Annotated in this window: 24 protein-coding genes; 11 read left to right on the top strand and 13 right to left on the bottom strand. The window is 62.9% G+C overall.

Going from position 1 to position 26,199, the window contains the following annotated elements; all coding sequences use genetic code 11:
• The first annotated feature begins 134 nt into the window (after nucleotides 1-134).
• A complete protein-coding gene (locus MUW49_RS16535; protein ID WP_244812985.1) occupies nucleotides 135-2,552 on the top strand; it encodes a VolA/Pla-1 family phospholipase in 2,418 nt (805 codons plus the stop codon).
• A gap of 395 nt (nucleotides 2,553-2,947) precedes the next feature.
• Here MUW49_RS16535 and glpG read toward each other — a convergent pair whose 3' ends face one another.
• Nucleotides 2,948-3,781 (bottom strand): rhomboid family intramembrane serine protease GlpG, encoded by an 834-nt coding sequence (gene glpG, locus MUW49_RS16530; protein WP_049636383.1) that lies wholly within the window; start codon nucleotides 3,779-3,781, stop codon nucleotides 2,948-2,950.
• A 29-nt stretch (nucleotides 3,782-3,810) separates the two neighbouring features.
• The gene (glpE, locus tag MUW49_RS16525; protein WP_244812984.1) at nucleotides 3,811-4,134 is read right to left on the bottom strand and encodes a thiosulfate sulfurtransferase GlpE; all 324 of its coding nucleotides are present in this window, start codon (nucleotides 4,132-4,134) and stop codon (nucleotides 3,811-3,813) included.
• A 163-nt stretch (nucleotides 4,135-4,297) separates the two neighbouring features.
• On the opposite strand from glpE, the gene MUW49_RS16520 reads away from it, so the two are divergent.
• A complete protein-coding gene (locus MUW49_RS16520) occupies nucleotides 4,298-4,891 on the top strand; it encodes a LysE family translocator (protein WP_232092720.1) in 594 nt (197 codons plus the stop codon).
• Here MUW49_RS16520 and MUW49_RS16515 read toward each other — a convergent pair.
• The 6 genes from MUW49_RS16515 to MUW49_RS16490 form a co-directional block, all read right to left on the bottom strand.
• Nucleotides 4,870-5,715, bottom strand: coding sequence for an AraC family transcriptional regulator (locus MUW49_RS16515; protein WP_069652902.1), 846 nt, complete (start codon nucleotides 5,713-5,715; stop codon nucleotides 4,870-4,872). The genes MUW49_RS16520 and MUW49_RS16515 overlap by 22 nt on opposite strands.
• 82 nt (nucleotides 5,716-5,797) lie before the next feature.
• Nucleotides 5,798-6,499 (bottom strand): ATP-binding cassette domain-containing protein, encoded by a 702-nt coding sequence (locus MUW49_RS16510; RefSeq protein WP_201872455.1) that lies wholly within the window; start codon nucleotides 6,497-6,499, stop codon nucleotides 5,798-5,800.
• A gap of 10 nt (nucleotides 6,500-6,509) precedes the next feature.
• The gene (gene livG / locus MUW49_RS16505; RefSeq protein ID WP_010672381.1) at nucleotides 6,510-7,283 is read right to left on the bottom strand and encodes a high-affinity branched-chain amino acid ABC transporter ATP-binding protein LivG; all 774 of its coding nucleotides are present in this window, start codon (nucleotides 7,281-7,283) and stop codon (nucleotides 6,510-6,512) included.
• Nucleotides 7,280-8,548: a high-affinity branched-chain amino acid ABC transporter permease LivM gene (locus MUW49_RS16500; RefSeq protein WP_039041002.1), complete on the bottom strand. Its 1,269-nt coding sequence runs from the start codon at nucleotides 8,546-8,548 to the stop codon at nucleotides 7,280-7,282. Before MUW49_RS16500 ends, livG begins: the two co-directional genes overlap by 4 nt.
• Nucleotides 8,549-8,630: 82 nt before the next feature.
• Nucleotides 8,631-9,557: a high-affinity branched-chain amino acid ABC transporter permease LivH gene (gene livH / locus MUW49_RS16495; protein WP_244812983.1), complete on the bottom strand. Its 927-nt coding sequence runs from the start codon at nucleotides 9,555-9,557 to the stop codon at nucleotides 8,631-8,633.
• A 66-nt stretch (nucleotides 9,558-9,623) separates the two neighbouring features.
• A complete protein-coding gene (locus MUW49_RS16490) occupies nucleotides 9,624-10,745 on the bottom strand; it encodes a branched-chain amino acid ABC transporter substrate-binding protein (RefSeq protein ID WP_039041003.1) in 1,122 nt (373 codons plus the stop codon).
• Nucleotides 10,746-11,180: 435 nt separating this feature from the next.
• Between MUW49_RS16490 and MUW49_RS16485 the strand changes: the two genes are divergently transcribed.
• On the top strand, nucleotides 11,181-12,185 hold the full coding sequence (locus MUW49_RS16485; RefSeq protein ID WP_113978410.1) for a substrate-binding domain-containing protein: 1,005 nt from the start codon (nucleotides 11,181-11,183) through the stop codon (nucleotides 12,183-12,185).
• 83 nt (nucleotides 12,186-12,268) lie between these two features.
• On the opposite strand, the gene norR is transcribed toward MUW49_RS16485, so the two are convergent.
• The gene (norR, locus tag MUW49_RS16480) at nucleotides 12,269-13,795 is read right to left on the bottom strand and encodes a nitric oxide reductase transcriptional regulator NorR (protein WP_113978411.1); all 1,527 of its coding nucleotides are present in this window, start codon (nucleotides 13,793-13,795) and stop codon (nucleotides 12,269-12,271) included.
• A gap of 170 nt (nucleotides 13,796-13,965) precedes the next feature.
• Between norR and norV the strand changes: the two genes are divergently transcribed.
• From norV to MUW49_RS16445, 7 genes are all read left to right on the top strand, one after another.
• The gene (gene norV, locus MUW49_RS16475) at nucleotides 13,966-15,450 is read left to right on the top strand and encodes an anaerobic nitric oxide reductase flavorubredoxin (RefSeq protein ID WP_128297071.1); all 1,485 of its coding nucleotides are present in this window, start codon (nucleotides 13,966-13,968) and stop codon (nucleotides 15,448-15,450) included.
• Nucleotides 15,447-16,613, top strand: a complete 1,167-nt coding sequence (gene norW / locus MUW49_RS16470) for an NADH:flavorubredoxin reductase NorW (RefSeq protein ID WP_128297070.1) — start codon at nucleotides 15,447-15,449, stop codon at nucleotides 16,611-16,613. The genes norV and norW overlap by 4 nt, the downstream gene beginning before the upstream one ends.
• A gap of 52 nt (nucleotides 16,614-16,665) precedes the next feature.
• Complete coding sequence (locus MUW49_RS16465) at nucleotides 16,666-17,004, top strand: DUF1971 domain-containing protein (RefSeq protein ID WP_114523034.1); 339 nt, start codon at nucleotides 16,666-16,668, stop codon at nucleotides 17,002-17,004.
• 122 nt (nucleotides 17,005-17,126) lie between these two features.
• Nucleotides 17,127-18,344: a 4Fe-4S binding protein gene (locus MUW49_RS16460; RefSeq protein ID WP_114523035.1), complete on the top strand. Its 1,218-nt coding sequence runs from the start codon at nucleotides 17,127-17,129 to the stop codon at nucleotides 18,342-18,344.
• 463 nt (nucleotides 18,345-18,807) lie between these two features.
• Nucleotides 18,808-20,274, top strand: a complete 1,467-nt coding sequence (tnaA, locus tag MUW49_RS16455; RefSeq protein ID WP_114523036.1) for a tryptophanase — start codon at nucleotides 18,808-18,810, stop codon at nucleotides 20,272-20,274.
• 70 nt (nucleotides 20,275-20,344) lie between these two features.
• Nucleotides 20,345-21,559, top strand: a complete 1,215-nt coding sequence (locus MUW49_RS16450; RefSeq protein ID WP_244812982.1) for an aromatic amino acid transporter — start codon at nucleotides 20,345-20,347, stop codon at nucleotides 21,557-21,559.
• Between the two features lie 194 nt (nucleotides 21,560-21,753).
• Nucleotides 21,754-22,974, top strand: coding sequence for an aromatic amino acid transporter (locus tag MUW49_RS16445; RefSeq protein ID WP_200163957.1), 1,221 nt, complete (start codon nucleotides 21,754-21,756; stop codon nucleotides 22,972-22,974).
• 93 nt (nucleotides 22,975-23,067) lie between these two features.
• On the opposite strand, the gene MUW49_RS16440 is transcribed toward MUW49_RS16445, so the two are convergent.
• Nucleotides 23,068-23,472 (bottom strand): hypothetical protein, encoded by a 405-nt coding sequence (locus MUW49_RS16440; RefSeq protein ID WP_043155444.1) that lies wholly within the window; start codon nucleotides 23,470-23,472, stop codon nucleotides 23,068-23,070.
• 104 nt (nucleotides 23,473-23,576) lie between these two features.
• Here MUW49_RS16440 and MUW49_RS16435 point away from each other — a divergent pair, with 104 nt between their 5' ends.
• The gene (locus MUW49_RS16435) at nucleotides 23,577-23,753 is read left to right on the top strand and encodes a hypothetical protein (protein ID WP_160171055.1); all 177 of its coding nucleotides are present in this window, start codon (nucleotides 23,577-23,579) and stop codon (nucleotides 23,751-23,753) included.
• A 57-nt stretch (nucleotides 23,754-23,810) separates the two neighbouring features.
• Here the strand turns inward: MUW49_RS16435 and MUW49_RS16430 are convergent, their stop codons facing one another.
• The 3 genes from MUW49_RS16430 to MUW49_RS16420 all read right to left on the bottom strand — a co-directional run bounded on the left by MUW49_RS16430 (nucleotide 23,811) and on the right by MUW49_RS16420 (nucleotide 25,514).
• Nucleotides 23,811-24,149 (bottom strand): hypothetical protein, encoded by a 339-nt coding sequence (locus MUW49_RS16430; RefSeq protein ID WP_244812981.1) that lies wholly within the window; start codon nucleotides 24,147-24,149, stop codon nucleotides 23,811-23,813.
• Between the two features lie 84 nt (nucleotides 24,150-24,233).
• Nucleotides 24,234-24,584 (bottom strand): hypothetical protein, encoded by a 351-nt coding sequence (locus tag MUW49_RS16425; RefSeq protein WP_244812980.1) that lies wholly within the window; start codon nucleotides 24,582-24,584, stop codon nucleotides 24,234-24,236.
• 165 nt (nucleotides 24,585-24,749) lie between these two features.
• Nucleotides 24,750-25,514: an EAL domain-containing protein gene (locus tag MUW49_RS16420; RefSeq protein ID WP_042882743.1), complete on the bottom strand. Its 765-nt coding sequence runs from the start codon at nucleotides 25,512-25,514 to the stop codon at nucleotides 24,750-24,752.
• Between the last annotated feature and the right edge of the window lie 685 nt (nucleotides 25,515-26,199).

The raw sequence follows: 26,199 nt of genomic DNA, 5'->3' as shown, positions 1-26,199 counted from the left end.
GTACACAAAAAAATCAGATCAGATGACTGACCAGAGGCTTATTAATTGTTGCGTTGCTGTTAATATGATTCGGTCGGGTTTGAACCCTACCCCGTCAGGCTCATCATGGATAACAACATAAAAGAGATAAGGATATGAAGAAAAAGCTAATTTATGCGGCCGTCGTCAGTGCGCTGCTGAGCGGTTGTGGTGGCAGTGACGACAACACAGGCGATACCTCAAGCTATCTCGATTATCTGCTGAGCGGATCCAATGCGGTCCGACCCAGCGCCCTGGCAGCCCGTGCGACCGACGGTACCCTGAAATTCTCCACGGAAACGGCGGATCTCTCCAACCCGGTGTCCGCCCTCTCCACCCTGGATGGCTGGTCGACTACCCAGGCGATCCAGATAGTGCCGGTGACGGCCTCCGGCATCCAGGTCAAGGCGCCGGCCGCTGCTGAATTCGCAGCCTCCGTGGCACCCCTCTACCTGATGGAGCTGGAGTTTGACAGTGCGGCCCTGCGTCCGAGCGGCGTGAAAAAGGTGCTGACCTACGGGGTGGACTTCGTGGTGGCCGAGACGACCGGCAAGCTGAATCTGGTGCCGCTCAAGCCGCTCAACCCCTCTTCCTACTACATGATAGTGGCGACCGATACCCTCAAAGACAGCACGGGTGCCCCCCTGCGACCGGGTAGCGACTACAGCAACTACAAGACCAGCACCGGCAGCAACGCCCAGGAGCAGACCATCAGCGGCCTGATTGCGCTGCAGGAAGGGCTGTTCAAGGCTGCCACCGGCATCACCAGCGACCACGTGATCTTCTCCGACTGGTTCGGTACCCAGTCCGGCGCCGACGTGCTGGTGGCGGTGAAAGGGGCGGCCGCATCCGTGCTCAAGAGCCCGACCCTGGACGCTGCCGCCCTGTGGAAGCAGGACGCCCTGGGCAATACCAGCCTGCCTGGCACCTATACCCTGTCGGTGAGCGGCGGCAGCCCCTTCCTGACCCAGCTGGATGCCGAGAACTTCCTGCCCCCGGAGCAGAAGGATGCGATTGCCGCCGCCGTTGACGCCAACCCGCAACTGAAAGGCCTGGCTGGCATGACTCAGGTCTATACCGGCACCGTCAAGCTGCCCTACTTCCTCTCCTCCCCGGCCACCGCCGGCTCCTGGGACAAGGCGAAGACCCAGTCCTGGCACGGTGCCATCCCCAGCCTCTACGCCATCGCGAACGCCCTGAAGGCCCAGGATGCCGAAGTGATCGGCGGCCTGGTGGGGGCGGGTGTGGATCCGGCCCTGCTGGGCGAACTCATCGCCGATCCGAGCCGTCAGGCCGAGCTGCTGGCGGAGGCGAGCAAGCTGATCGGGGTGACCCTCACCTCTGGCGGCAAGGCGCTGGATCCCGAGATGAATATCGGGCGCTTCAACCCGCTGCCGGCACTGGAAGAGGTGCAGTCCGTCCCGATGCGGATCTTCGCCGCCGCACCGCTGGCGAACATCACCGACGTGATCATCTATCAGCACGGCGTCACCTCGGTGAAGGAGAACGCCTATGCGCTGGCCCTTGGCCAGATTGGTGCCGGTGCCCAGGCGAGCAAGAGCGTGGCCGTGGTGGTGATCGATCATCCGTTGCACGGTGAACGCGGCTTCGCCCTGACCGGCAGCATGGACTCGGTGACCACCTCCGACAACCCGACCCCCTACCTGAACCTGAGCTACCTGACCGTGGCCCGCGACAACCTGAAACAGAGCGTGGCGGATCTGCTGGGCCTGCGTCTGGCAGTGGGGCTGGCCAATGCCAAGGGTGCCATCGGCACCGCAGGCAGCCTCAAGGTACACTTCCTGGGTCACTCTCTGGGTGCCATCGCGGGAGCCAACCTGCTGGCGGTGGCCAACCAGTCTGTTGGCAACCCGACGGCAGACGCCCTGTTCAAGTTCGACACTGGCGGCCTGGCCATGCCGGGTGGCGGCATAGCGCCGCTGTTGCTGAACTCGCCGACCTTCGGCCCGACCATCCAGATGAGCGTGCTGACCGCTGGCAGTGCGGCCCTGAAGGCAGCCTTCACCGCCTACGCCCCGAACTGCAAGACGGCGGTGCCGACCTGCTTCGTCAACGAGTTCCTGCCGAGCCAGGATGCGGCCACCCAGGCCACGGCGGCCAGCACCTTGCAGAGCTACAGCTTCGCGGCGCAGTCGGTGCTGGATTCGGCAGACCCCATCAACCTGGGGAGCGGCATCGCGGCGGACTTCCCGCTGTTTGCCACCGAAATCGTCGGCGACGGCGCCCTGAGCCTGTCGGATCGAGTGATCCCGAACAGCATCGCCACCGCCCCGCTGGGTGGCACCGAGCCGCTGTTCAAGGTCCTGGCCCTGCAGCCGCTGACCGCCACCGGCGCCGCCAACCACAGAGCGGCCCGCTTCGTGGCCGGGGGTCACAGCTCGCTGCTGGCACCGGACGAGAACTTCGATCCGACCGGCGCCGTCACCACCGAGATGCAGACCCAGTTCGGCAGCTTCTTCGCAAGCGGCGGTACCGCGGTCAAGGTGACCGACGGCAGCCTGCTCAAGCAGTAAGCTGGCCGACCAATAAAAACGCCGCCCCTTGGGGCGCAATGCTGTTCAGATAAGCACTTTTTTGACTGATTATTCATAAATTGGATTTGAGTTGAGGGGGCAAGGCTGTGTCCAGTCGATCTTCCTCCAGCCTTTATCCAGCGGGGCTTGCAATAGAAAGAGGGAGGCATCATGCCTCCCTCGATTTTTTGTCCTGATACTACGTAGACTGGAACTCAAATTCTCTTAAGTGAACAGCATTGCGCCCCTTGGGGCGGCGTTTTTTTATGGCAAATCGGCTCAGGCTGGCCTGTGGTGCCTGTCCAGCCAGCCCTGGGCAAGGCCGATCAGCAGGCCCGCCGGTGAGCTATGTTGGTGGTCGCTATGGTTGCCGAGCCGTTGCCGGCAACCAGGCGTCACCCCGGCCTGTGGTGTCTGTCCAGCCAGCCCTGGGCAAGGCCGACCAGCAGGCCGACCAAATGGGCCATGTTGGCGGTGGGGGTGCCGAGCATGTCCAAGAAGCCGAGCACCAGCCAGACCAGCATGAAGCCCATCAGGGCTGGCGGCATGGCGAGGCCGCAATCCGGTTGAAGCCTGGTTCGCAGCCAGCTGTAGCCGAGCAGGGCATAGACCACCCCGGAGAGGCCGCCAAAGCGCGGGCCGCTGGCAAAGAACTCGGCGATATTGGGCAGGGCAGCCCCGACGATGAGCAGTATGAACAGCTTGCCGCTGCCGAGGCGCTGCTCTATCTGGCCACCGAGATACCACCACCACAACAGGTTGAACACCAGGTGCAGCACCGAGAAGTGGATGAAGGCCGGGGTGACGTAGCGCCAGGCCTGCCAATCGGTGAACTGGGCCAGGGTGGGATGGAAGGCGAGCTCGTCGAAGATGGGCAGGCCGATGGCATCCAGAGCGTAGATGGCCAGGCAGGCGATGATGACCACCAGGGTCAGGGGGCCCGCCTGGTGGAGGAAATCGGTGACCGGATCCGTCATCCCCTTGCTGTAGTCGATCCGGGCATCGGCATGGCCGGATTGCCAGGAGGCCTCCATGTAGCGGGGGTGATTGGGTTCGCTCAGGAAGCGTTTGACCTCCTGCTGGGCCTGGGCGAGGCGCCGTTCGTCCGCCAGCCAGACCGAGACGCCAAGCTCGGACTGGGTCAGCTCGCACGGAATGCCCAGGGTAGCGAGATAATCCACCAGCGCCTGGGCCATACGGGCGTCGCCCAGCACCAGCAGCTGGATCATGCCGGTCGAGGAGGAACGACCCGCCTCTGTCATGCGTCCCCCGCCTGGATGGGGAACTCCTTGCGCCAGGCCTCGAAACCGCCATCCAGGCTATAGACCTCGTCATAGCCCTGTTGCAGCAGATACTGGGCCGCCCCCTGGCTGCTGTTGCCGTGATAGCACATCACGATGACAGGGGTATCGAAGTCCACCTCGTTCATAAAGCGAACCAGGGTGCCGTTGGTGAGGTGGAAGGCGCCGACCGCGTGGGCCGTCTCGAAGGATTGGGGATCGCGAATGTCCACGAGACGGGCTTCGCCTGCGCTCAGCTTCTGGTGGGCATCATGGGCGCTGATATGGGCAAACTGGTCCATTGAGATGTCCTGAAAATGGAGGGTTGAAGGGCAGTTTACCGCAAGCGGCGGTTTGCGCTAAGTGTGCAATGGGGGCGGCATCCAGGGGATCGCAATTTTCTTCAATATCGTGCCGCCCGGGCCGGGTAGGCTCGGGCTTCCCTCAATTGAACGAGCATCATCCATGGAATTCAGTCTGCTGTTATCCATGGCCGGGTTTGCCCTGGCCATGTCCATCTCCCCGGGGCCGGTCAATCTGGTCGCCCTTGGCACCGGCGCCCGGTACGGTTTCACGGCCAGCCTGCGCCACGTGGTGGGGGCCACCCTCGGCTTCATCCTGCTGCTCCTGCTGATGGGGCTGGGTCTTGGCGGCGCCCTGTCCCGCTGGCCTGTGGCGCTGGGGGCCATTCACTGGGGCGGCGTGCTCTTTCTCGGCTGGATGGCCTGGCAGTTGCTGGTGGACAGCGGCGAGGTGAAGGAAGTAGAGGGTGTGCCCCCCGCCTTCTGGTACGGGGCCTTGATGCAGTGGCTCAATCCCAAGGCCTGGCTCGCCGCCAGCATGGGGATGGGAGCCTATGGGATCGCGGGCGGCATGAGCCAGATCGCTTTCTTTACCGGCATCTATCTGGTGATCTGCCTCGGCTCCATCGCCTGCTGGGCCTATGCGGGCAGCCGATTGCAGGGGTGGCTGGTCTCTCCCCGCCGGTTGCGCTGGTTCAATCGGGCCATGGCGCTCTTGCTGCTGCTCAGCGCCGCCTATCTGGTGCGCTCGTCCTGAGGGGCGAGCTGCGCTCTGTACTGGCCCGGGGTGGCGGCCACCCGGCGTTTGAACTGGCGCTGGAAGTGGGCCTGATCGGCAAAACCGCTGGCAAGGGCCACTTCCGCCAGGGGCTGCCCCTGGCGCAGCAGGGTGCGGGCGTGGCGAATGCGTTGATCGAGCAGGTAGGCGTGGGGCGTCATGCCGTAGTGGCGGCTGAAGGCGCGCACGAAGTGGGAAGGGGTAAGCCCGGCCACCGCACTCAGCTGTGCCAGGGTGAGGGCGCAGGCACTCTCGTCCTGCATCAGCTCGGCGGCTCGCTGCAGGTGCCGGGGAGGGCGGTCATCCCACTTGGCCGGGGTGAGCCTGGCCAGAAGCTGGCGGCTGAAGAGGTGGCAGGCCACTTCGCGAGCCAGGGGATCCGGCTCCTCCACCAGTTGCCGGTGAAGCCGGCAGAGCCCCTGGTAGAGCAGGGGATCCCGGCTTGCGGTCATGTCGAAGGGGCGAAACGCGTTGCCGAGCCCGGCCTCCTCCTGCTGGCGCTGCAACCAGAGGTTGTCGATATAGAACATCAGATAGGACCAGGGCTGGTCCGCGACGGGATTGCAGGCGTGCACCTCTTCCGGGTTCATCAGCACCAGGCTGCCGCGGCCGACCTCTTGCAGGCTGCGCTGGTTGAGGTAGTGGCTGTGGCCGCCGGTGATGGCACCGATGGAGAAGTGGGGGTGGCTGTGCTTGTCATAGCAGACGCGCCGGCCATCCTGCACCGCCCGCGCCTCGATGAAGGGCAGGGCGGGATCGTGCCAGAAGTGGTGCTGATCCTGCGTCGCCCGCGCACGGCTCACAATGTGCTCCTCGGCGGGGGGCTGCTCCCCTGCCGGGCTCGGGGAGCGCGGCAGGGGAAGGGTGACGATGGTTGCTGCATCCTCAGCCGCCGAGATAGGCCTGGCGCACTGCCGGGTTGGCCAGCAGGGCCGCCCCCGTGTCTTGCAGCACCACCCGGCCGTTCTCCAGCACATAGCCGCGATCCGCCAGCTTGAGCGCCTGGTTCGCGTTCTGCTCCACCAGGAAGATGGTCATCCCCTTCTGGCGCAGTTGCTCTATGGTGTCGAAGATCTGCTGGATGACGATGGGCGCGAGTCCCAGGGAGGGTTCATCCAGCAGCAGCAGGCGCGGCTTGCTCATCAGGGCGCGGCCGATGGCCAGCATCTGCTGCTCGCCGCCGGACATGGTGCCTGCCCGCTGCTCCAGCCGCTCGTGCAGGCGGGGGAACAGGGTAAAAATCTGATCCAGCAGGCCGCGCTGCTCCGCCTTGTCGACGAAGAAGGCCCCCATCAGCAGGTTCTCCTCCACCGTGAGGCGGGCGAAGATGCGGCGCCCCTCTGGCACCACGGCGATGTCCTTGCGCATGATGCGGGCGGTGGTGAGGGAGTCTATCTGCTCCCCCTCGAACCAGATGGAACCGCTGCTGGGCTTGGGCTCGCCACACAGGGTCATCAGCAGAGTGGTCTTGCCGGCGCCGTTGGCGCCGATCAGGGTGACGATTTCCCCCTCTTTCACCTCGACGCTGACGTCGTGCAGCGCCTGAATTTTGCCGTAGTGGGTCGATACGTTGCGAAGTTCTAACATCTTTTTGTCCTTACGACTCGCCCAGATAGGCCTTGATCACCGCCGGATTGCTGCGGATTTCGTCCGGTTTGCCGTGGGCCAGCGGGGTGCCCTGGTTGACCACGAAGATGCGGTTGGAGATCTCCATCACCAGCTTCATGTCGTGCTCGATCAGCAGCACCGAGACCCCGAACTCGTCCCTCAGGTTGGAGATGAGCTCGTTGAGCTCATCGGTCTCCTTGGGGTTGAGGCCTGCGGCCGGTTCATCCAGCATCAGCAGTTCGGGCCGGGTCGCCATGCAGCGGGCGATCTCGAGGCGGCGCTGCTGGCCGTAAGCCAGGTTCCCCGCGGCGCGGTTGGCGAGATCCTTGAGGCCCACCTTTTCCAGCCAGAAGGCGGACTGCTCCAGCCCCTCTTTCTCGGCACGGCGGAAGGAGGGGGTCTTGAACAGGCCGGCGATGAAGCCGGTATTGAGATGCCTGTGCTGGGCCACCAGCAGGTTTTCCACCGCTGTCATCTCCTTGAACAGGCGCACGTGCTGGAAAGTCCGCACAATGCCCTTGCGGGCGATGAGGTGGCCGGGCAGCCCCTGGATCTCCTCACCCTTGTAGCGAATGACACCGCCACTCGGGCGATAGAAGCCGGTCAGGCAGTTGAAGATGGTGGTCTTGCCCGCCCCGTTGGGGCCGATGATGGAGATCACCTCCCCCTTTTCCACATCCAGCTTGACGCCGTTGACCGCGAGCAGGCCGCCAAAGCGCATCGACAGATCTGAGACATCCAACAATGGTTGATTGTTGCTCATTTACGCAGCTCCATATGGGGTCGACTCATGGGCAGCAGTCCCTGCGGCCGCCAGATCATCATGAATACCATCAAGAGACCGAACATCAGCATGCGATATTCGTTGAACTCGCGGGCGAGCTCCGGCAGCACCGTCATCACGATGGCAGCCAGCACCACCCCGATCTGGGATCCCATGCCCCCCAGCACTACAATCGCAAGGACGATGGCCGACTCGATGAAGACGAAGGATTCCGGGCTAATGAAGCCCTGGCGGGAGGCGAAGAAACTGCCGGCAAAGCCCGCGAAGCAGGCGCCTATGGTGAAGGCGGTCAGCTTGATGATGGTGGGGTTGAGCCCCAGGGACTTACAGGCGATCTCGTCTTCCCGCAGCGCCTCCCAGGCACGGCCGAGCGGCATGCGCAGCAGGCGGTTGATGACGAACAGGGTCGCCACTACCAGCACCAGGGCCATCAGGTAGAGGAAGATCACCTTGTGGTTGGCGTTGTAGGCGATGCCGAAGAAGTCGTGGAAGGTGCCAAAGCCCCCGTCCTTGACGGTGCGGTTGAACTCGAGCCCCCCCAGAGTCGGTTTCGGAATGCCGGAGATCCCGTTCGGACCGCCGGTCAGGGTGGTCATGTTGTTGAGCAGGATGCGGATGATCTCGCCAAAGCCCAGGGTGACGATGGCCAGGTAGTCCCCCCGCAGCCGCAGCACCGGGAACCCGAGCAGGAAGCCGAAGGTGGCCGCCAGCAGACCGGCGATGGGCAGACACTCCCAGAAGCTCAGACCGAAGTAGGTGTTGAGCAGGGCGTAGCTGTAGGCGCCGACCGCATAGAAGCCGACGTAGCCGAGGTCGAGCAGACCGGCGAGGCCCACCACCACGTTCAGTCCCAGCCCCAGCATGATGTAAATCAGGGTGAGGGTGGCCAGATCGATGGCGCCGCGAGAGGCCATGAAGGGCCAGCTCACCGCAAACAGCAGCACCAGCACGGCGGTGAGGTTATAGAGCTTGGGGGCCTCTTCGGGGCTTGGCAGCACCAGCTTGGTGAAGCCGACGGAGAAGCCGCTGATGGAAGCCTGGAACAGCCGGCTTATCTGGCCGCGCAGCATCTGGAACCAGAAGACGATGGTGGCGCCCCCCAGCAGCCAGGCCAGCGACACATCGAGGCGGCTCACCACCAGCAGGCGGGAGCCATCGGTCTCCAGCTTGAAGCCGAGCAGCCAGAAGGAGAGCACCAGCAGCACCAGGCTGGCGATGCAGGCATGGATAAATTGACGTTTCATCAGACTTTCTCCACTTCCGGACGGCCGAGAATGCCAGTGATGGTCATGAACAGCAGCACGAGGGCATGCATAGATTGGTTTTTCATACCTTCTCGACCTCCGGACGACCCAGGATGCCGGTGGGCATGAAGAGCAACACGAAGATGAGCAGGGCGAACGCCATCACATCCTTGTACTCGGTGCTGAGATAGCCCGCGGTGAGCGCTTCCACCACGCCGAGCAGCAGGCCGCCCAGTACGGCACCGGGAATGCTGCCGATGCCGCCCAATACCGCGGCAGTGAAGGCCTTCAAGCCCGCCATGAAGCCGAGATAGGGGTTGATGACACCGTAGTACATGCCGAGCAGCACCCCCGCGACGGCGGCCAGGGCGGCCCCCAGCACGAAGGTGATGGAGATGACCACGTGGGTGTCTATCCCTAACAGGTTGGCCATCTTGATGTCTTCGGAACAGGCACGGCAGGCACGCCCCATGCGGGAGCGGCCGATGAACTGGGTCAACGCCAGCATGGTGACGAAGGTCACCACGAAGATGATGAGCTGCATGTAGGAGAGGCTGGCCTGGAAGCCATCCTCGCCGCTGAGGGTCCAGCCCCCGGAGATCAGAGTGGGCATGGCGATGTCACGCGAGCCCTGGGCCATCCGCATCATGTTCTGCAGGAAGATCGACATGCCGATGGCGGAGATGAGGGGGATCAGGCGGTTGCCGCCCCGCAGTGGACGATAGGCCACCCGCTCTATGGACCAGCCATAGCTGCCGGTGATGATGATGCTGACCAGGAAGGCGCCCCCCAGCAGCAGCACGGTGCTGTCGATGCCCATCATCATGAGCCCGGCCATCACCATGAAGGCGACATAGGAGCCGATCATGTAGACCTCGCCGTGGGCGAAGTTGATCATGCCGATGATGCCGTAGACCATGGTGTAGCCGATGGCGATCAACGCATAGGTGCTGCCTATGGTCAATCCGTTCAGCAACTGCTGAACCAGATAAAGAAGGTGTTCGGACATACCGCGTTCCCTGTGTACTTGCCCGCAAAGAAAGGAGGGGTGACTCACGTCACCCCGACCGGCAGATTATTTGAGTTGAGTGGAGGTACCGTCGGCGTGCCACTGGAACACACCGAATTCGAAGCCTTTCAGGTCACCGTTCGGCGCCCAGGTCAGGGGGCCCATCACGGTGTCGATCGGTGCGGCCTTGATGGCGGCAGCGACGGCAGCCGGATCATCCTCGCCCGCCTTGGCGATACCGGCCGCCAGGGCCTGCATGGCGGCGTAGGTGGTCCAGACGAACGGACCGGAGGAGTCCTGACCCTTGGCCTTGAACGCTTCTACGATGGGGGCGTTGGCCGGCACCAGGTCATATTTGTTCGGCAGGGTCACCAGCAGGCCTTCGGAAGCCGGGCCGCCGATGGCGGAGATGTCCTTGTTGCCCACGCCTTCCGGACCCATGAACTTGGCCTTCAGACCCTTCTCGCCAGCCTGGCGCAGGATCAGACCCAGCTCCGGGTGGTAGCCGCCGTAGTAGACGAAGTCGACGTTCTCTTTTTGCAGCTTGGCGATCAGGGCGGAGAAGTCCTTGTCGCCGGCGGTGATGCCCTCATAGGCAACGACCTTGACGCCTGCCTTGTCCAGCGCGGCTTTCACGCTGGAGGCGATGCCTTCGCCGTACTGTTTCTTGTCGTGGATGACGGCCACGCGCTGGGGTTTGACCTGCTCGATGATGTACTTGGCGGCGGTCGGGCCCTGGTCGCTGTCCAGACCGATGGTACGCAGGGTCAGCTGGTAACCGCGCTCGGTGATCTTGGGGTTGGTGGAGGCGGGGGTGACCATCAGTACCCCTTCATCTTCATAGATGTCGGAGGCGGGCAGGGTGTTGTCGGAGCAGAGGTGGCCGACCACGAACTTGACGCCGTCGTTGATCACCTTGTTGGCGATGGCCACGGCCTGCTTGGGATCGCAGGCATCGTCATAGATGACGGCTTCGATCTGCTTGCCCTTAATGCCGCCCGCCTTGTTGATCTGCTCGACCGCCATCTTGCCGCCGGTGAACTGCATGTCACCGTACTGGGCGACCGGGCCGGTCAGGGGGCCGGCAATGCCGATCTTGATGGTATCGGCCGCATTGGCCATGGAAACTGATCCAAACAGAGCCAAAGAAACCGCTGCTCTGACTGCCATTTTGCTGAAGTTATGCATTGATTCGTCCCTTAATCAGTGAATTGTTTCATTTTATGCACGTCATTCCGAGCCTGTGTCCCGCCAGCCCGGCGATAGATAAGGTTCTATCATTCCTCGCCGGGCAATAACAAGATGTTAAAGATACTAACCGGAGCAGGCGCGAGAGGGGTTTTGTGAAACTAACACGCAGTTTATTGCTGTTTATTGGAGTTTAATGTCGCTGTGATGGTGCAACATACAGTTAACAAATTGTCATGGTGACAATTTCCAGAGTAAAAAACTGACGATATTTCATTCTGCGTCCGCTCTCATTTTGACCAAAATCCGTTTGCGCAAAAAGAAATGACCGCATAGATTAGCCAGCATTGATAATTCACTGGCTGCGCCCGTTAAAACCAAGCCTTTATTCGGGAAATCTGCTACTGTTCCGCCTTTGTTATTCAGGAGACAGAGATGGCAACTATCAAGGATGTCGCCTCGCGCGCAGGCGTATCCATCTCCACCGTCTCACATGTACTCAATCACACCCGTCGGGTCAGCGAAGACGCAACCCAGAAAGTGCTTGAGGCGGTGGCAGAGCTGAACTACGCGCCCAACTCGGTGGCGCGCAGTCTCAAGATCAATTCGACCAAGACCATTGGCATGCTGGTGACCACCAGTGCCAACCCCTTCTTCGCGGAAGTGGTACAGGGGGTGGAAGCCTACTGCTTCGAGCAGGGTTACAGCCTGATCCTGTGCAACACCGAGAACCAGCCGCCCCGCCAGCAGCACTATCTGCGCATACTGATGGAAAAGCGGGTCGACGGCCTGCTGGTGCTGGGGACCGATATCGACACCCAGTTCAGGGACATGCTGCGTATCCACAAAAACGTGCCGCAAGTGGTGCTGGACTGGGGCAACGAGTGCGATTTCGCCAACGTGATCAACGACAACGCCCGCATCGGCGCGCGTCTGGCGGTGCGCCATCTGCTGGAGCAGGGCCACACCAACATCGTCTGCATCACCGGCCATCTCGCCAAGCCGACTACCCAGCAACGGCTGGACGGGGTGCGCGATGCCCTGGCTGAACAGGGGATGACCCTGAAAGAAGAGCAGATCTTCGAAGGGGACTACGAGAGCCAGAGCGGCTTCGATGCCATGCAGCGCATCCTGGCCCTCACCCCTCGCCCGACTGCGGTCTTTGCCTTCGACGATCCCATGGCCATCGGTGCCATCTGCGCCGCCTGGGAGGCCGGGGTCAAGGTGCCGGACGATATCTCCATGATCGGCTATGACGATGTGGAGATGGCGCGCTTCTCCAGCCCGCCGCTCACCACCATCCGCCACCCCAAGGCCGAGCTCGGTCTGCTGGCGGTGCAGCAACTGGTGAGCCGGATCCGCAACAAGGAGCTGGAAGTGGAGTCCATGACGGTCCAGCCCGAGCTCATCGTCCGCCGCTCGGTCAAGTCCCTGCGCTGACGGCGCCACGGGTGCCATGAACAAGAAACCCCCTCGCCAGCGAGGGGGTTTCTGTTTTTGGGCCCCTATGGTATCTGGGGGCGTCAGGCCTTGAGGCCGATCCGCCTGGCGAGGCGGTGCAGGTTGCCGCCGTCCAGATCCAGCGCCCGGGCGGTGGCGGCCCAGTTGCCGTCATGGGCGGTCAGGGTCTGCTCGATGAGCTGGCGCTGGAACAGATCGGTGGCGGCGCGAAGGCCCAGGCCGGCAATGGCCGGGGAGGCGGGCTGGCTGACGGTGTCGGCTGGAAGGGATGAGCCCGTCGGTCCCAGGTTGAAGTGATGGGGTTTCAGGGTCGGCGAGGGGCTGCCCTGTTCGGCCCTGGCCAGCACGGCGGCGCGGTGGATGGCGTGCTCCAGCTCCCGCACGTTACCGGGCCAGTCGTGGCGCTCGAGCAGTTGCAGCGCTTGTGGCTGGATACGCAGCTGCTCCAGCCCCAGGCCGAGCCGGCAGCGTTCGCAAAAATAACCGGCCAGCAGGGGAATGTCGCCTGGGCGTTCCCGCAGTGCCGGGGCGTGGATCGGGAACACGCTCAGCCGGTGGTAGAGGTCGGCCCGAAACTGCCCCTCGACCACCGCCTGTTTCAGATCCCGGTTGGTGGCCGCCAGGATGCGCACATTCACCTTGAGCGGGGTGTCGTCACCGATCCGCTGCAGATCGCCGTATTGCAGCACCCGCAGCAGCTTGGCCTGCAGCGCCAGGGAGAGCTCCCCTATCTCGTCGAGAAACAGAGTGCCCTTGTCCGCCAGCTCGAACTTGCCCGCCCGATTGTGGATGGCGCCGGTGAAGGCCCCCTTCACGTGACCGAACAGCTCGCTCTCGGCCACCGACTCCGGCAGGGCGGCGCAGTTGAGGTAGACCAGGGGGGCATGGGCGCGGGGTGAGCCGCCATGCACCGCCTTGGCGATCAGCTCCTTGCCGACCCCGGTCTCCCCCAAAATCAGCACGTTCAGCTCCGAGTTCGCCACCACGTCTATCTCGTGGCGCAGCCGGGCCATGGCGGGGGACTGGCCGATCATCTCCGGTTGCTCAGGGCCGGGCCGGGTGCCGGGGACCAGGGGCTCGCTGCTCTGGCGGGCGAGCCGCTCCAGCAGCAGGGCGTTGTCGAGGGCGGCGGCGGCCAGGGCCCCCACCAGCCGCAGCTCCTCGTCGCTGATGCCGTCGAACTGGGCCGGGTTCATGCCGTCTATGGTCAGGGCGCCGATCAGCGCCTGATCCGAGAAGAGCGGCAGGCCGACGCAGGCGTGCACCTTGAAGTCGTCGTGATCCGGCAGCAGGCCGTCATAGGGGTCGGGCAGGGCGCTGTCGGCAGGGAAGCGCACCACATCCCCGGCGCGGGCGATGGCCTCGAGGCGCGGGTGATCCTTGAGGGCGAAGCGGCGCCCCAGCACGTCCTGCATCAGGCCGTCGATGGCCAGCGGGATGAACTGGCCCCCCTCGTAGCGCAGCAGGGCCGAGGCATCCGAGTTCAGCAGGCTGCGCACGCTCTGGATCAGGCGGTGGAAGCGGTCCTGATGGGAGATGCCGAGTTGCAGGTCGAGGGCGATGCGCGCCAGGCTGTCGGTCGAGATCACGATAATTGTCCAAATGACAGTGTGTTTGTGATTTTGACTATAAAGGTCTGGTGTCTTAATGACAACGAGAGATATGCTAAGCCATTAAAAACAATGGGTTACAATTTGGCACGTCCGCTGCAATAGCTGGTTCAGTTGAACATCCACTATTGCATTCGAGGAACTGCCTGATGAGCATTCACGTCAAGAACAACATCCACTGGGTCGGCCAACGGGACTGGGAGGTACGCGACTTCCACGGCACCGAGTACAAGACCCACAAGGGCACCAGCTACAACAGCTACCTCATCCGCGAAGGGAAAAACGTGCTGATCGACACCGTCGATCACAAGTTCAGCCGGGAGTTCGTGCAGAACCTGGCGGCCGAGATCGATCTCGCCGCCATCGACTACGTGGTGATCAACCACGCCGAGGAGGATCACGCCGGCGCCCTGACCGAGCTGATGGCCCGTATCCCCGGCACCCCCATCTACTGTACCCACAACGCCATCGACTCCATCACCGGCCATCATCACCACCCGGAGTGGAACTTCCACCCGGTCAAGACCGGTGACAGCCTGGACATCGGCAACGGCAAGCAGCTGGTATTCATCGAGACCCCCATGCTGCACTGGCCCGACAGCATGATGACCTACATGACCGAGGATGCGGTGCTCTTCTCCAACGACGCCTTCGGCCAGCACTACTGCGACGAGCACCTGTTCAATGACGAGGTGGACCAGACCGAGCTGATGGAGCAGTGCCAGCGCTACTACGCCAACATCCTCACCCCCTTCAGCCCCCTGGTGACCGCCAAGATCAAGGAGGTGCTCGGCTTCAACCTGCCGGTGAGCATGGTGGCCACCTCCCACGGCATCGTCTGGCGCGAGGACCCCACCCAGATCATCCTGAAATACCTGGAGTGGGCCGACCACTATCAGGAAGATCGCATCACTCTCTTCTACGACTCCATGTCCAACAACACCCGCATGATGGCGGACGCCATCGCCCAGGGCATCCACGAGGTGGACCCGGGCGTGGCGGTGAAGATCTACAACGTGGCCCGCCACGACAAGAACGAGATCCTGACCCAGGTGTTCCGCTCCAAGGGGATACTGGTGGGCTCCTCCACCATGAACAACGTCATGATGCCCAAGGTGGCGGGCATGCTCGAAGAGATCACCGGCCTGCGTTTTCGCAACAAGCGTGCCTCGGCCTTCGGCAGCTACGGCTGGACCGGCGGTGCGGTGGACCGGATCCAGACCCGATTGATGGATGCAGGTTTCGACATCAGCCTCTCACTCAAGGGCAAGTGGCGCCCGGATGGCTCGGCGCTGGCCGAATGCCGCGAGCATGGCCGCCAGCTCGCCCGTCAGTGGGCGTTACACCCGCTGGACGCACCCCGCCCGATCACCGCTACTCATGCGGCGGTGGTACCCGTCCCCGCGATGCCTGCTGTTGAGCCGCAAGCCGCAGCGGCCGCCGCCGAATGGGACGATGATCAGGCCATGCTCTGCACCGTCTGCCAGTGGGTCTATGACCCGGCGCTGGGTGAGCCGGATCAGCTGGTGGCGCCGGGCACCCCCTGGGCCCAGGTACCTGACAGCTTCCTCTGCCCGGGTTGCGGCATCGGCAAGGAGGTATTCGAACCCTGCGCCGTGGAGGCCTGTGTATGAGCGCAGCAACGCAGAGTGACGCTGGCATCAGCCGGGAGATAGTGGTGATCGGCAGCGGCTTCGCTGCCCAGCAGCTGGTCAAGAGCCTGCGCAAGCAGGACTGGGATCAGCCCATCCGCCTCATCACCGCCGACAGCGGCGACGAGTACAACAAGCCCGACTTGAGCCATGTGGTGAGTCGGGGCTGCCCTGCCGCAGCCATGACCCGCCAGAGCGGCAGCGACTTTGCCGAGCAGCAGCGCATCGCGCTGCTGCCCCACTGCCCGGTGCATGGCATCGACCCAGCAAGGCGGTTGGTGCTGACCGAGCAGGGGGAATTCCCCTACGGCAAGCTGGTGCTGGCCACCGGGGCGAGCGCGGCGCGCCCCGATCTGCCGGGCAGCGAACACCTGGTCACCCTCAACAGCCAGCAGGAGTTCGCCGCCATCGAGGCGCAACTGCGCCAGGCCCGCCGCATCCTGGTGCTGGGGGCGGGGCTCATCGGCTGCGAGCTGGCGATGGACATGGCGAGCGCAGGAAAAGAGGTGACGCTGGTGGATCTGGCCGACAGCCCCTTAAGCGCCCTGCTGCCCGCCGCCCTGACCGAGCCGCTGCAACAGGCGCTACGCAGCCAGGGGGTCAGCCTGCAGTTCGGAACGGGTCTCGCCAGGATGGATGCCCAGCCGGGGGATGGCTGGCGGGTGACCCTGACCAATGGCCGCATCAGCGAGCAGGATCTGGTGATCGCCGCGATCGGCCTGCGGCCGAATCTGGCCCTGGCCCGCGGGGCCGGGCTGGCAGTGGAGCGTGGCATCCTGGTCGACGATCGGCTGCAGACCAGCGACCCCCATATCTTCGCGCTGGGGGATTGCGCCCAGTGGCAGGGTCAGCTGCTCCCCTTCCTGCAACCCATCGTGCTGGGGGCCAATGCGCTGGCGCGCACCCTGCTCGGGACGCCGACCCCGCTGACTTTGCCCCCCATGTTGGTGAAGGTGAAGACGCCGCGCTACCCGCTGCAACTGGCCGGTCGCACCCGGGGCGAGGATCTTGCCTGGCAGTGCCGCTGGAACAGCCACGGCATGGTGGCCGAGGCCTGCGACCAAGCAGGCGAGCTGTGCGGCTTCGTGGTGGGGGGCGACCAGATGAGCGCCGCCTTCCCGCTGCTGCGTCAGCTGCCCCGTTAACCCCTTTACATTGCATCGGCCGGGTCGACCCGGCCACACGAGGAGAACCGATATGGCCATGCAACTGATCCCATCTCACTGGGTGGTGCGCCGCTCCACCCCCTTCTTCACCCGCCAGAATGTGCCCCAGGCCCTGCTCACCCACCACAACACCGCGGCCGGGGTGTTCGGCCAACTCTGCGTGATGGAGGGCACCGTCACCTATCACGGCTTTGCCGACGAACAGGCCGAGGAGCCCGAGGTGAGCCTGGTGATCCGGGCCGGGGAGTTTGCCACCAGCCCGCCCCGGTACTGGCACAGGGTCGAGCTGTCGGAGGATGCCCGTTTCAACATCCACTTCTGGGCCGAGCAGGCAGAATCCGACCAGCCGCTATTCCACAGCCGCAAATAACGGGGTTTAAGGCTCAGAGGGCGGAGCGGGCAAATGCCCCCTCTGCCCATGCAGATCAAAATCATCAACTCAGATGTTGGTTATCCTGCCCCCTCGATTCGGATGAGCACAGTGAGGGAAACATGAGCCTGTTGGAAGCCCTGACCATGACCTCGGGTCTGGTCTATCTGGTCCTGTTGTTGTGGCAGGGCCGCAGCGGTTGGGGCTGGACGCTCTCTCTGCTGTTGGCCGCCGCGCTCTGGCTGCTGGTGGCGGATTCGGTACTCTGGCTCGCACTGGGGCTGGTGGCCACGACCCTGGCGATCTGGCTGCGCTATCACCCCCTGCTCATGCTGGCTCATATAGACAGTCAACGTCTCAGAACGGCTACCAGGCAGCTATTGCTGCTATGTTGGGGGTTGGTGGCGGTTCAATATGTTGTTCATATCGGACAGTTGGGGCAGGGGATGAGCCCCTGGCTGGTGCGCCCCGACGTGGTGGATGGTTTCCTGCCCATCGCAGGTGGTCTCGGGCTGCGGGCCTGGCTCGGGCAGGGGCTGACGGACCCCCATCACCCGGCGGCCACCGTCACCGTGCTGGTGCTCTCCCTGTCGGCCCTGCTGCTGGGTCGGGCGTTTTGTGCCTGGTTCTGCCCGCTCGGGCTGGTGGGGGAGTGGCTGCACGGCCTGCGCTCGCGCCTGTTGCCGGGGGAGTGGACCCCGCCGCGCTGGCTCGATGCCGTGTTGCGCGGCCAGAAGTTTCTGGTGCTCGCCTTTCTGCTCTTCATCATATTGCTGGCGGTACCCGCCGCCGCCCTGCCCGGCTACCTTGCCAGCCCCTACCATCAGGCGGCGGACATGAAGATGGGGGCCTTCTTCTTCAACCTGACCCTGATCTCGGGCCTGTGCCTTGGCTGGGTGCTGCTGCTCACCGCCACCTTCCGGCAAGGGTTCTGCCGCTACCTCTGCCCCTATGGCGCCTGGTTCGCCCTGCTCGGCCTGCTGACCCCATTGCGCATTCGCCGCGACCCGGACCGCTGCCTGCGAAGTGCGGGCCACGATTGTGACAAGTGCAGCCGGGTTTGCCCCTCGCGCATCCAGGTGCACCAGCTCATCGCGGTGCAGAGCCTCGAGTGCACCAGTTGCCAGAGCTGCGTGGCCGCTTGCCCCAAGCGGGCCGATGCGCTGCACTTGGGCACCCAGGGGCACCGGCTTGCGCCTCGCCAACTGCTGGGGCTGCTCTGCCTGTTGCTGCTGGTGTTGCCGCTACTCTCCTATGGCTTGCTGGATCTCTGGGTCAGCCAGACACCGATCTCTGACCGCTACGAGCTGTTGCAGCGGCTGCCCTGGTTGAGCCACTGAGGGGGAAAGGGCAAAAGGTGGATGATGGGGGGATCTTTCGGATTGGCGATAATAAGCTGTATAAAAATCCCCCGCCAAATTGTTAGCGCCATCCCACTTTGCTCATATTGCAATTGATCATATAGCGCTCCCCACCATAATGGGTGCTGTTATTTGGCGTTGTTAATATCAATTGGATGAGCAACAACATGAATATCAAGGTCAGCTATCCCAAGTGGTTTACCCTGGACCATAAGATCGCGTTCTTCTTCCCGCTGTAATTCCCCGCGGCGGCGCGGCATGCCTGCCATGCCACGAGCCCGCCTCCATTCCTGAACTGAAATAGCTGCACCTGTCTTCGCCTGTTTATTCTGGCGAGGCGATGTCGTGCATCCATTTCCCAATATTTCCCACCTGCCGGACATTCTATTTTCGGCGGGGGAAGAGACTCATTTTGAATATTTAAATCTGGGGTGTTTATATTATGGAAAACTTCAAGCATCTGCCCGAACCCTTCCGTATTCGTGTCATCGAGCCGGTCAAGCGCACCACCCGTGCCTATCGGGAAGAGGCCATTGTCCGGGCGGGCATGAACCCCTTCCTGCTGGACAGCGAAGACGTCTTCATCGACCTGCTGACCGACAGCGGCACCGGCGCCATCACTCAGGACATGCAGGCCGCCATGCTGCGCGGTGACGAGGCCTACAGCGGCAGCCGCAGCTACTATGCCCTGCAACAGGCGGTGCAGGAGATCTTCGGCTACTCCCTGACCATCCCCACTCATCAGGGGCGCGGCGCCGAGCAGATTTACATCCCCGTGCTCATCAAGAAGCGGGAGCAGGAGAAGGGGCTGGATCGCAAGAAGATGGTGGCCCTCTCCAACTACTTCTTCGACACTACCCAGGGCCACACCCAGATCAACTGCTGCGTGGCGAAGAACGTCTACACCAGGGAGGCGTTCGATACCTCGGTCACCGCCGACTTCAAAGGCAACTTCGATCTGGTGAAGCTGGAAGAGGCCATCCTGGAGGCGGGCCCCGCCAACGTGCCCTACATCGTCAGCACCATCACCTGCAACTCCGCCGGCGGCCAGCCGGTGTCGATTGCCAACCTGAAGGCGGTCTACGAGATCGCCAGGAAGTATGACATCCCGGTCATCATGGACTCCGCCCGCTTCGCCGAGAACGCCTACTTCATCCAGCAGCGCGAGCCCGGCTACGCCGACTGGACCATCGAGGAGATCACCAAAGAGTCCTACAAGTACGCCGACGGCCTCGCCATGTCCGCGAAGAAGGATGCCATGGTGCAGATGGGGGGGCTGCTGTGCTTCAAGGATGACAGCATGCTGGACGTCTACACCGAGTGCCGCACCCTGTGCGTGGTGCAGGAGGGCTTCCCGACCTATGGCGGCCTGGAAGGGGGCGCCATGGAGCGCCTGGCGGTGGGTCTGCGTGACGGCATGCGCCAGGACTGGCTGGCCTATCGCATCGGCCAGGTGCAGTACCTGGTGGACGGCCTGGAAGCCATCGGCGTGGTGTGCCAGCAGGCGGGGGGTCATGCGGCCTTCGTCGATGCGGGCAAGCTGCTGCCGCACATCCCGGCGGATCAGTTCCCGGCCCACGCCCTGGCCTGCGAGCTCTACAAGGTCGCCGGCATCCGCGCGGTGGAGATCGGCTCCCTGCTGCTGGGGCGCGATCCCGCCACCGGCAAGCAGCACCCCTGCCCGGCGGAGCTGCTGCGCCTGACCATTCCGCGTGCCACCTATACCCAGACCCACATGGACTTTGTCATCGAGGCGTTTGGCGAGGTGAAGAAGAACGCCCATCGGGTGAAGGGGCTCGACTTCATTTACGAGCCGGCGGTGCTGCGCCACTTCACCGCCAGACTGAAAGAGGTCGAGCATAACGACCAGGCAGCCGGCAAGGCGCAGAAAAAATTAATAGAAGCATAACGAGTCAGGGGCACAGATTTTTCTGTGCCCTTTTTTTTCACAGCTTTGTGAAGTTTCGGGAGTGACACACATGACATCAAAACCGTCCGTCATCGGGGGGGCCTGCATCATTGCCAGCGTCTGTGTCGGCGCCGGCATGCTGGGGCTGCCGAGTGCGGGAGCCGGGGCCTGGACCACCTGGTCATCGCTCGCCATTATTCTCACCATGGTCGTCATGACGGTCTCCGGCTGGATGCTGCTGGAAGCCTTCAAACCCTATGCGCTGACCGCCTCCTTCAATTCGGTGACCAAGGATCTGCTCGGTCACAAGATCAATGTCTTCAACAACCTGACCGTCTACTTTGTGGGCGGCATCCTGCTCTATGCCTATATCACCTCGTCGGGGCTGATCCTCGGCGGTCTGCTCGGCATCGACAATCAGCTGGCCTCCGTCCTGTTCGTGCTGGTCTTCTCCTGGTTCGTCTGGCATTCGACCCGGGCGGTGGACCGGATTTCGGTCGTGTTGATCGCCTTTATGGTGCTGAGCTTCGTGTTCGGGGTCTCGGGGCTCGCCAGCAAGATCGACACCGCCATGCTGTTCCACAGCTTTGCCGAGGAGCTGGGACAGGCCCCCTACGCCCTGGCCATGCTGCCGGTGGCGCTCACCTCCTTCGGCTACCACCATTCGGTAGCCTCGATGCGGGCCTACTACGGCGAGGAGCAGAGGGCCAAGCAGGCGATCCTGGGGGGCACCCTGATCGCGCTGGCGCTCTATCTGCTGTGGCTGCTCAGCATCTTCGGCAACCTGCCTCGCCCCGCCTTCGGTCCCGTCATCGCCAAGGGGGGCGACGTGGATGTGCTGCTCGGGGCGCTGGCCTCGGTGATAGAGTCCAGGCAGGTCTCCCAGGCCATCAACCTCTTCTCCATGGCGGCCATCCTCTCCTCCTTCATCGGGGTGGGGCTCGGGGTGTTCGACTATCTGGCGGATCTGTTCCGGTTCGACAACAGCCGCGCCGGTCGCACCAAGTCCTGGGCGGTGACCTTCCTGCCCCCCCTGGCGCTCTCCCTGATGTTCCCGTTCGGCTTCGTGGTGGCCATCGGCTATGCCGGGGCCGCGGCGACCGTCTGGGCCTGCATCATCCCGGCCCTGCTGGCGAAGAAGTCCCGGGAGCTGGCCCCGGACGAGGCGGGGTTCAAGGCTCCCGGCGGCCAGCCCATGGTGGTGGCCGTCATCGTCTTCGGGGTGCTTACCGCCATCTTCCACCTGATGGCCATGGCGGGCCTGCTGCCCGTCTACAGCGGATGACCCGAGTGGTCTGAACCTGGCCCCGTCCAACACATGTCTGGACGGGGCGCAGGATCCAGTTTGTTTCCCCCATTTTCCCTCCGGATTTGATACCCGAAGGCATGCAGGGTAAAGTCCCCCGGCGCCAGCACTGGCGAACGCAGGAGAAGCACGGCGGTGTGCCGTGACCAGTCGACAATCCGTTTGGGGGAGTAATGGAACAGAAACCATCGTTGGTGGGCGGGGCATGCATCATTGCCGGCGTCTGTGTGGGAGCCGGCATGCTGGGGCTGCCGAGTGCGGGGGCGGGCGCCTGGACCCTCTGGTCCATGCTCGCGGTGGCGCTGACCATGGTGGTGATGACGGTCTCCGGCTGGATGCTGCTGGAATCCTATCGGGGCTATCCCCTGCGCGTCTCCTTCGATACCGTGACCCGGGATCTGCTGGGGGAGAAGGTCAACGCCCTCAACAACCTGAGCGTCTACTTCGTCGGCGGCATCCTGCTCTACGCCTACATCACCTCGGCCGGCCTCATCATCGACGGCATGACGGGGATGGGCAGCCAGGTATCCTCCATCCTGTTCACCCTGGCCTTCTCCCTGCTGGTGTGGCACTCCACCCGAGCGGTAGACCGCATCTCCGTGCTGCTGGTGATCCTGATGGGGTTGAGCTTTGCCTTCGGCATCTCCGGCCTGTCGATGAACGTGCGCCTCGACCTGCTGCTCGACCGGGTCGGCAGTGAAGTCAGTTATGCCCCCTATGCCCTGGTGATGCTGCCGGTGGCGCTCACCTCGTTCGGCTACCACCACTCCGTCTCCTCCATGCGCGCCTATTACGGCGAGGAGCGCCTCGCCAGCCGCGCCATCCTGGGGGGTACCCTGATCGCGCTCGCCTTCTACTGCGTCTGGCTGGTGAGCGTCTTTGGCAACCTGCCGCGCAGCGAGTTCGGCCCGGTGATCGAACAGGGGGGCAACGTGGACGCCCTGCTCAAGGCGCTCGGCTCGGTAACTGAGTCCAAGGCGGTGGCCAGCGCCCTCAACGCCTTCTCCATGGCGGCCATCCTCTCCTCCTTCATCGGGGTGGGGCTGGGGGTGTTCGACTACCTGGCGGACCTGTTCAAGTTCGACAACAGCCGCGGTGGCCGCGCCAAGTCCTGGGCGGTGACCTTCCTGCCGCCCCTGGTGCTCTCCTTGCTGTTCCCGTTCGGCTTCCTGGTGGCCATCGGCTATGCGGGCGCCGTGGCGACCCTGTGGACCTGCATCATCCCGCCTCTGCTGGCCTGGAAGGTGCGGGCGGCCCGGCGCGAAGACGGTGGCGAGGGCTTCCGCGCCCCCGGCGGCCTCTTCATGATCGTCCTGGTGATCCTGTTCGGCGTGCTGACCGCCGCCTTCCACCTGCTCAACATGGTGGACCTGCTGCCCGCCTACAAGGGCTGAGCCGTTACCCGGGTCGCAGTGCCAGCACACAATGACAAAGAAGGAGCCTCATGGGCTCCTTCTTGCTTGTCACACAGGCAATATTGGCGTCGGTTACTGAATGCCGACCGACAGGGAGTGGGGGACCTTGGCGCCTTTACGGGCGGTGGCGCGCATCTGGTAGACCTGGATCAGGTACTTGCCCGACTTGGGCAGGGTGCCTTGCCATTTTGTGTCCAGGTTGCCGCCGCCCAGTGCCTCGGCCTGACCCGGGATGGCGCCCGGCGCGAAGACGTTGAAGTTGGCATTGGTGCTGCCGGTGATGGCGACCGTCATGGTCTGGCCTTCTTTGGCGCCCAGGGTGTAGTTGATGGTGTCATAACCGGAGAAGGTGCCGTCAACCTTGGCGCTGTGCGCGCCTTTGGCGAAGTGCACCGGCACCGTGGTCACCTTGTCTGCCGCCTGAACCGAGGCCGCCATCATCATGGCCAGCAAGGCGGCCGTTACTGCTTTTTTCATTATGTATTGCTCCTGTGATCGGGCCCTGGCACGGGCCTCGAGGGGAAGATATGCCTGAACGATGACGCGACTCCATCGAAATGATGGGACGGTCGGAGCGGGGGATGTTGCAAGATTTGGGGTATGCACAGACGGACATGGTGCCTTTTGGCCGCAAGCCAGATGAACACAAGGTCGATGGGGTTTTATATGGCGAGTTCCCTGATACAGGGGGCGTTTTTGTCAACGTGGAGTTGACGAACAGGGTGCCCGCTGCGGCCATGAGTCTGCGACAGAATTGATCGCCCCGGGTTTCCTGCATGGTCAGGGCGCGAGAGGGCTTGCGGAAAAAGAGGACGTTAAGGTTGGCTGGTGCCCTCAGTCGCCATGGCCTGCTGCTCATAGCGCGCCACCGTGCCGTCCTGCTTCATTTGCCGGATCACGCCGGCAAGGGGGGCCAGCAGATCCTGATGCCGTTCGTGCAGATAGACGTAAGAATCGGCCAGCTCCATCACCCCGGCGGAGTAGATGCTGGCATAGCCCGGGTCCTGGCGCGTCAGGGCGGCCAGGGCCTGGCTGGCAATCAGGGTCTGCTCCACATAGAGGTCACTGCGCCCCTTGAGCAGCTTGCCCATCCCCTGCTCGGCGGTGGCGATGGCAAAGAGCCGGTCCGGTGCCACCACCTTGCCCAGCATCATCTCCGGCAGCTTGGCGCCACGGCGAAACTCGACCCGATAACCGGTGCCCTGCAGGCTGTGCCACCCCTGCAGCTGGATCCCGGGCTAGTGGGCATAGGCCTGATAGGAGACGGCGAAATGGGGCTCGGGCACGCGCTGGAGGGTACGGGTCTGCTGCTGGTAGCTGGCGGCGCGGTGGATCTCGCCATCGACCTGTCCCTGCTCTGCCAGCAGGGGGGCCCGTCCCCCGGGGTAGCCCTGGTACTGGAAGTCATAGCCCAGGCGGGCGAACGCATCCCGATAGATGAGATCGAGCCAGCGACCATAGGGGGAGTCCCTGGTTTCAAGGGAGCTTACCAGTGTGATGTTGCCCCTGCCTTGCGCCCCCCATACCTGGAAGGCCAGCAGCAAGAGCAGTGAAAGAGCGAAGAAGCGGTATCCTGAAACCTGCGCCATGGTGTCCCTGTCAGAGCGGTGGTTGCAAAGGGTGACAGTCCTATCCTAGCCCAGGGGGTTGCCCGGTCCAGCGCTTTCTGCCGTCCGTCCGTGGATACCCTCCGGGCCGCCTCCCGTCCCGCCTTGCCCGAATGAACGCCAACAAAGGGAGATGACCAGCGCCGCTCACAGGCTGGCGAAATCCACTTCGGGCAGGGTTTCGAAGCCGGGGCGGGCAAACAGATAGCCCTGCATCAGGCTGACGCCCATCTCCCGCAGGCAGGCCATCTCGTCGCGGGTCTCGACCCCTTCCGCCAGCGGGGTGATCTGCAACTCCGTAAACAGCGCCAGACAGTGGCGAACGATGGCCTGACGGATCGGGTCCTGGTCGATGCCGCGCAGCAGGTGCATGTCGAGTTTGATGATGTCGGGGCGAAAATCGGCCAGCAGGCTCAGGCCCGAGTAACCGGCGCCAAAGTCGTCGATCGCCGTCTTGAAGCCAAGGGCCTGATAGTGATCCACGATGCCGCGAATATGGCGGTTGTCCTGCACCTGTTCCACCTCGGTGAACTCGAACATGATCTGCTCGATGGGAAAGAGATGCTCGCGGGCCGCCTGCAACGTGGTGCGGATGCAGCGCTCCGGGCGATAGACCGCGTTGGGCAGGAAGTTGATGCTCAGCATGCCCCGCATGTCGAGGCGGGCGGCCAGCGCGATGGCTTTGATCCGGCACAGCTGATCGAAGCGGTAGCGGTTGTCGTCGTTGACCCGGTCAATCACGCTCTGCGCCGGCTCGTTGTTGAGCCCCCGCACCAGGGCCTCATAGCCGAAGAGGGTGCGCTGGCTGCAATCGACGATGGGCTGAAAAGCCATGGTGAAGTCGAAGTCGAGATCTGCTTTCTCCTGACACAGCTGGCAGATGGCGGGGGATGGGGCGGCAGGTATATCCATGACTTTCCTCTTGGGCGTGGCGGCGCTGGGCACTGTCTCAAATGATAACAGCTCATTACCCCCCCTGTAGGTTCGATTAGCGCAGCGTAATTGGACGAACGAGAAGCTTTGATTGCGGTTGTTACCGTGCAACAGCGTCGGCCAGCCGGAGGGGGGAATTCGGCTGGCCGTTATGGCGGGAGAATCCATTTACGCGAATGTCCGATTACGCCTGACGTACGAGTTGCTCGGGTGAGGGAAAAATAGGGAAGGTGCGAATAAGTCATATGGCACGAGAGCATTTACTGGTAACCCATTGATATTAAATGACTAAAATTTTCATTTTTTGTTCGTGGGATACTTGTTCGCACTTTCCCTAGAACAAAGAGCTAGGCTCGATATAGAGATTAGAAAAGCCTCCCAAGGTGAGCAGGAGTGGGAATTAACAGGGCTAAGGCTCGAATATGATAGGCACCTTAAAAATAAGTTTTCTGAGATACAAGAGTTTACAAAAGCCCTTAGAGATTATATTGACCTTGGATGCCTCAAACGATTTCCTAATTACCCATGATTAGCAGTCAGTTACCACGAACTATACTGATCTTACGTACAGTTATCGAGGTGCGAGATCATGGCCAAAAGCAAAATCCAATTCCAGAAAGGCTACAGCCTGTTTGAGTTTCTCAAGGACTATGGCACTGAGGCT

The organism is Aeromonas sp. LsrichE-8G (genome assembly GCF_022869435.1).
Lineage (GTDB): Bacteria > Pseudomonadota > Gammaproteobacteria > Enterobacterales > Aeromonadaceae > Aeromonas > Aeromonas caviae.
This window is presented reverse-complemented; position numbering and strand designations above follow the sequence as displayed.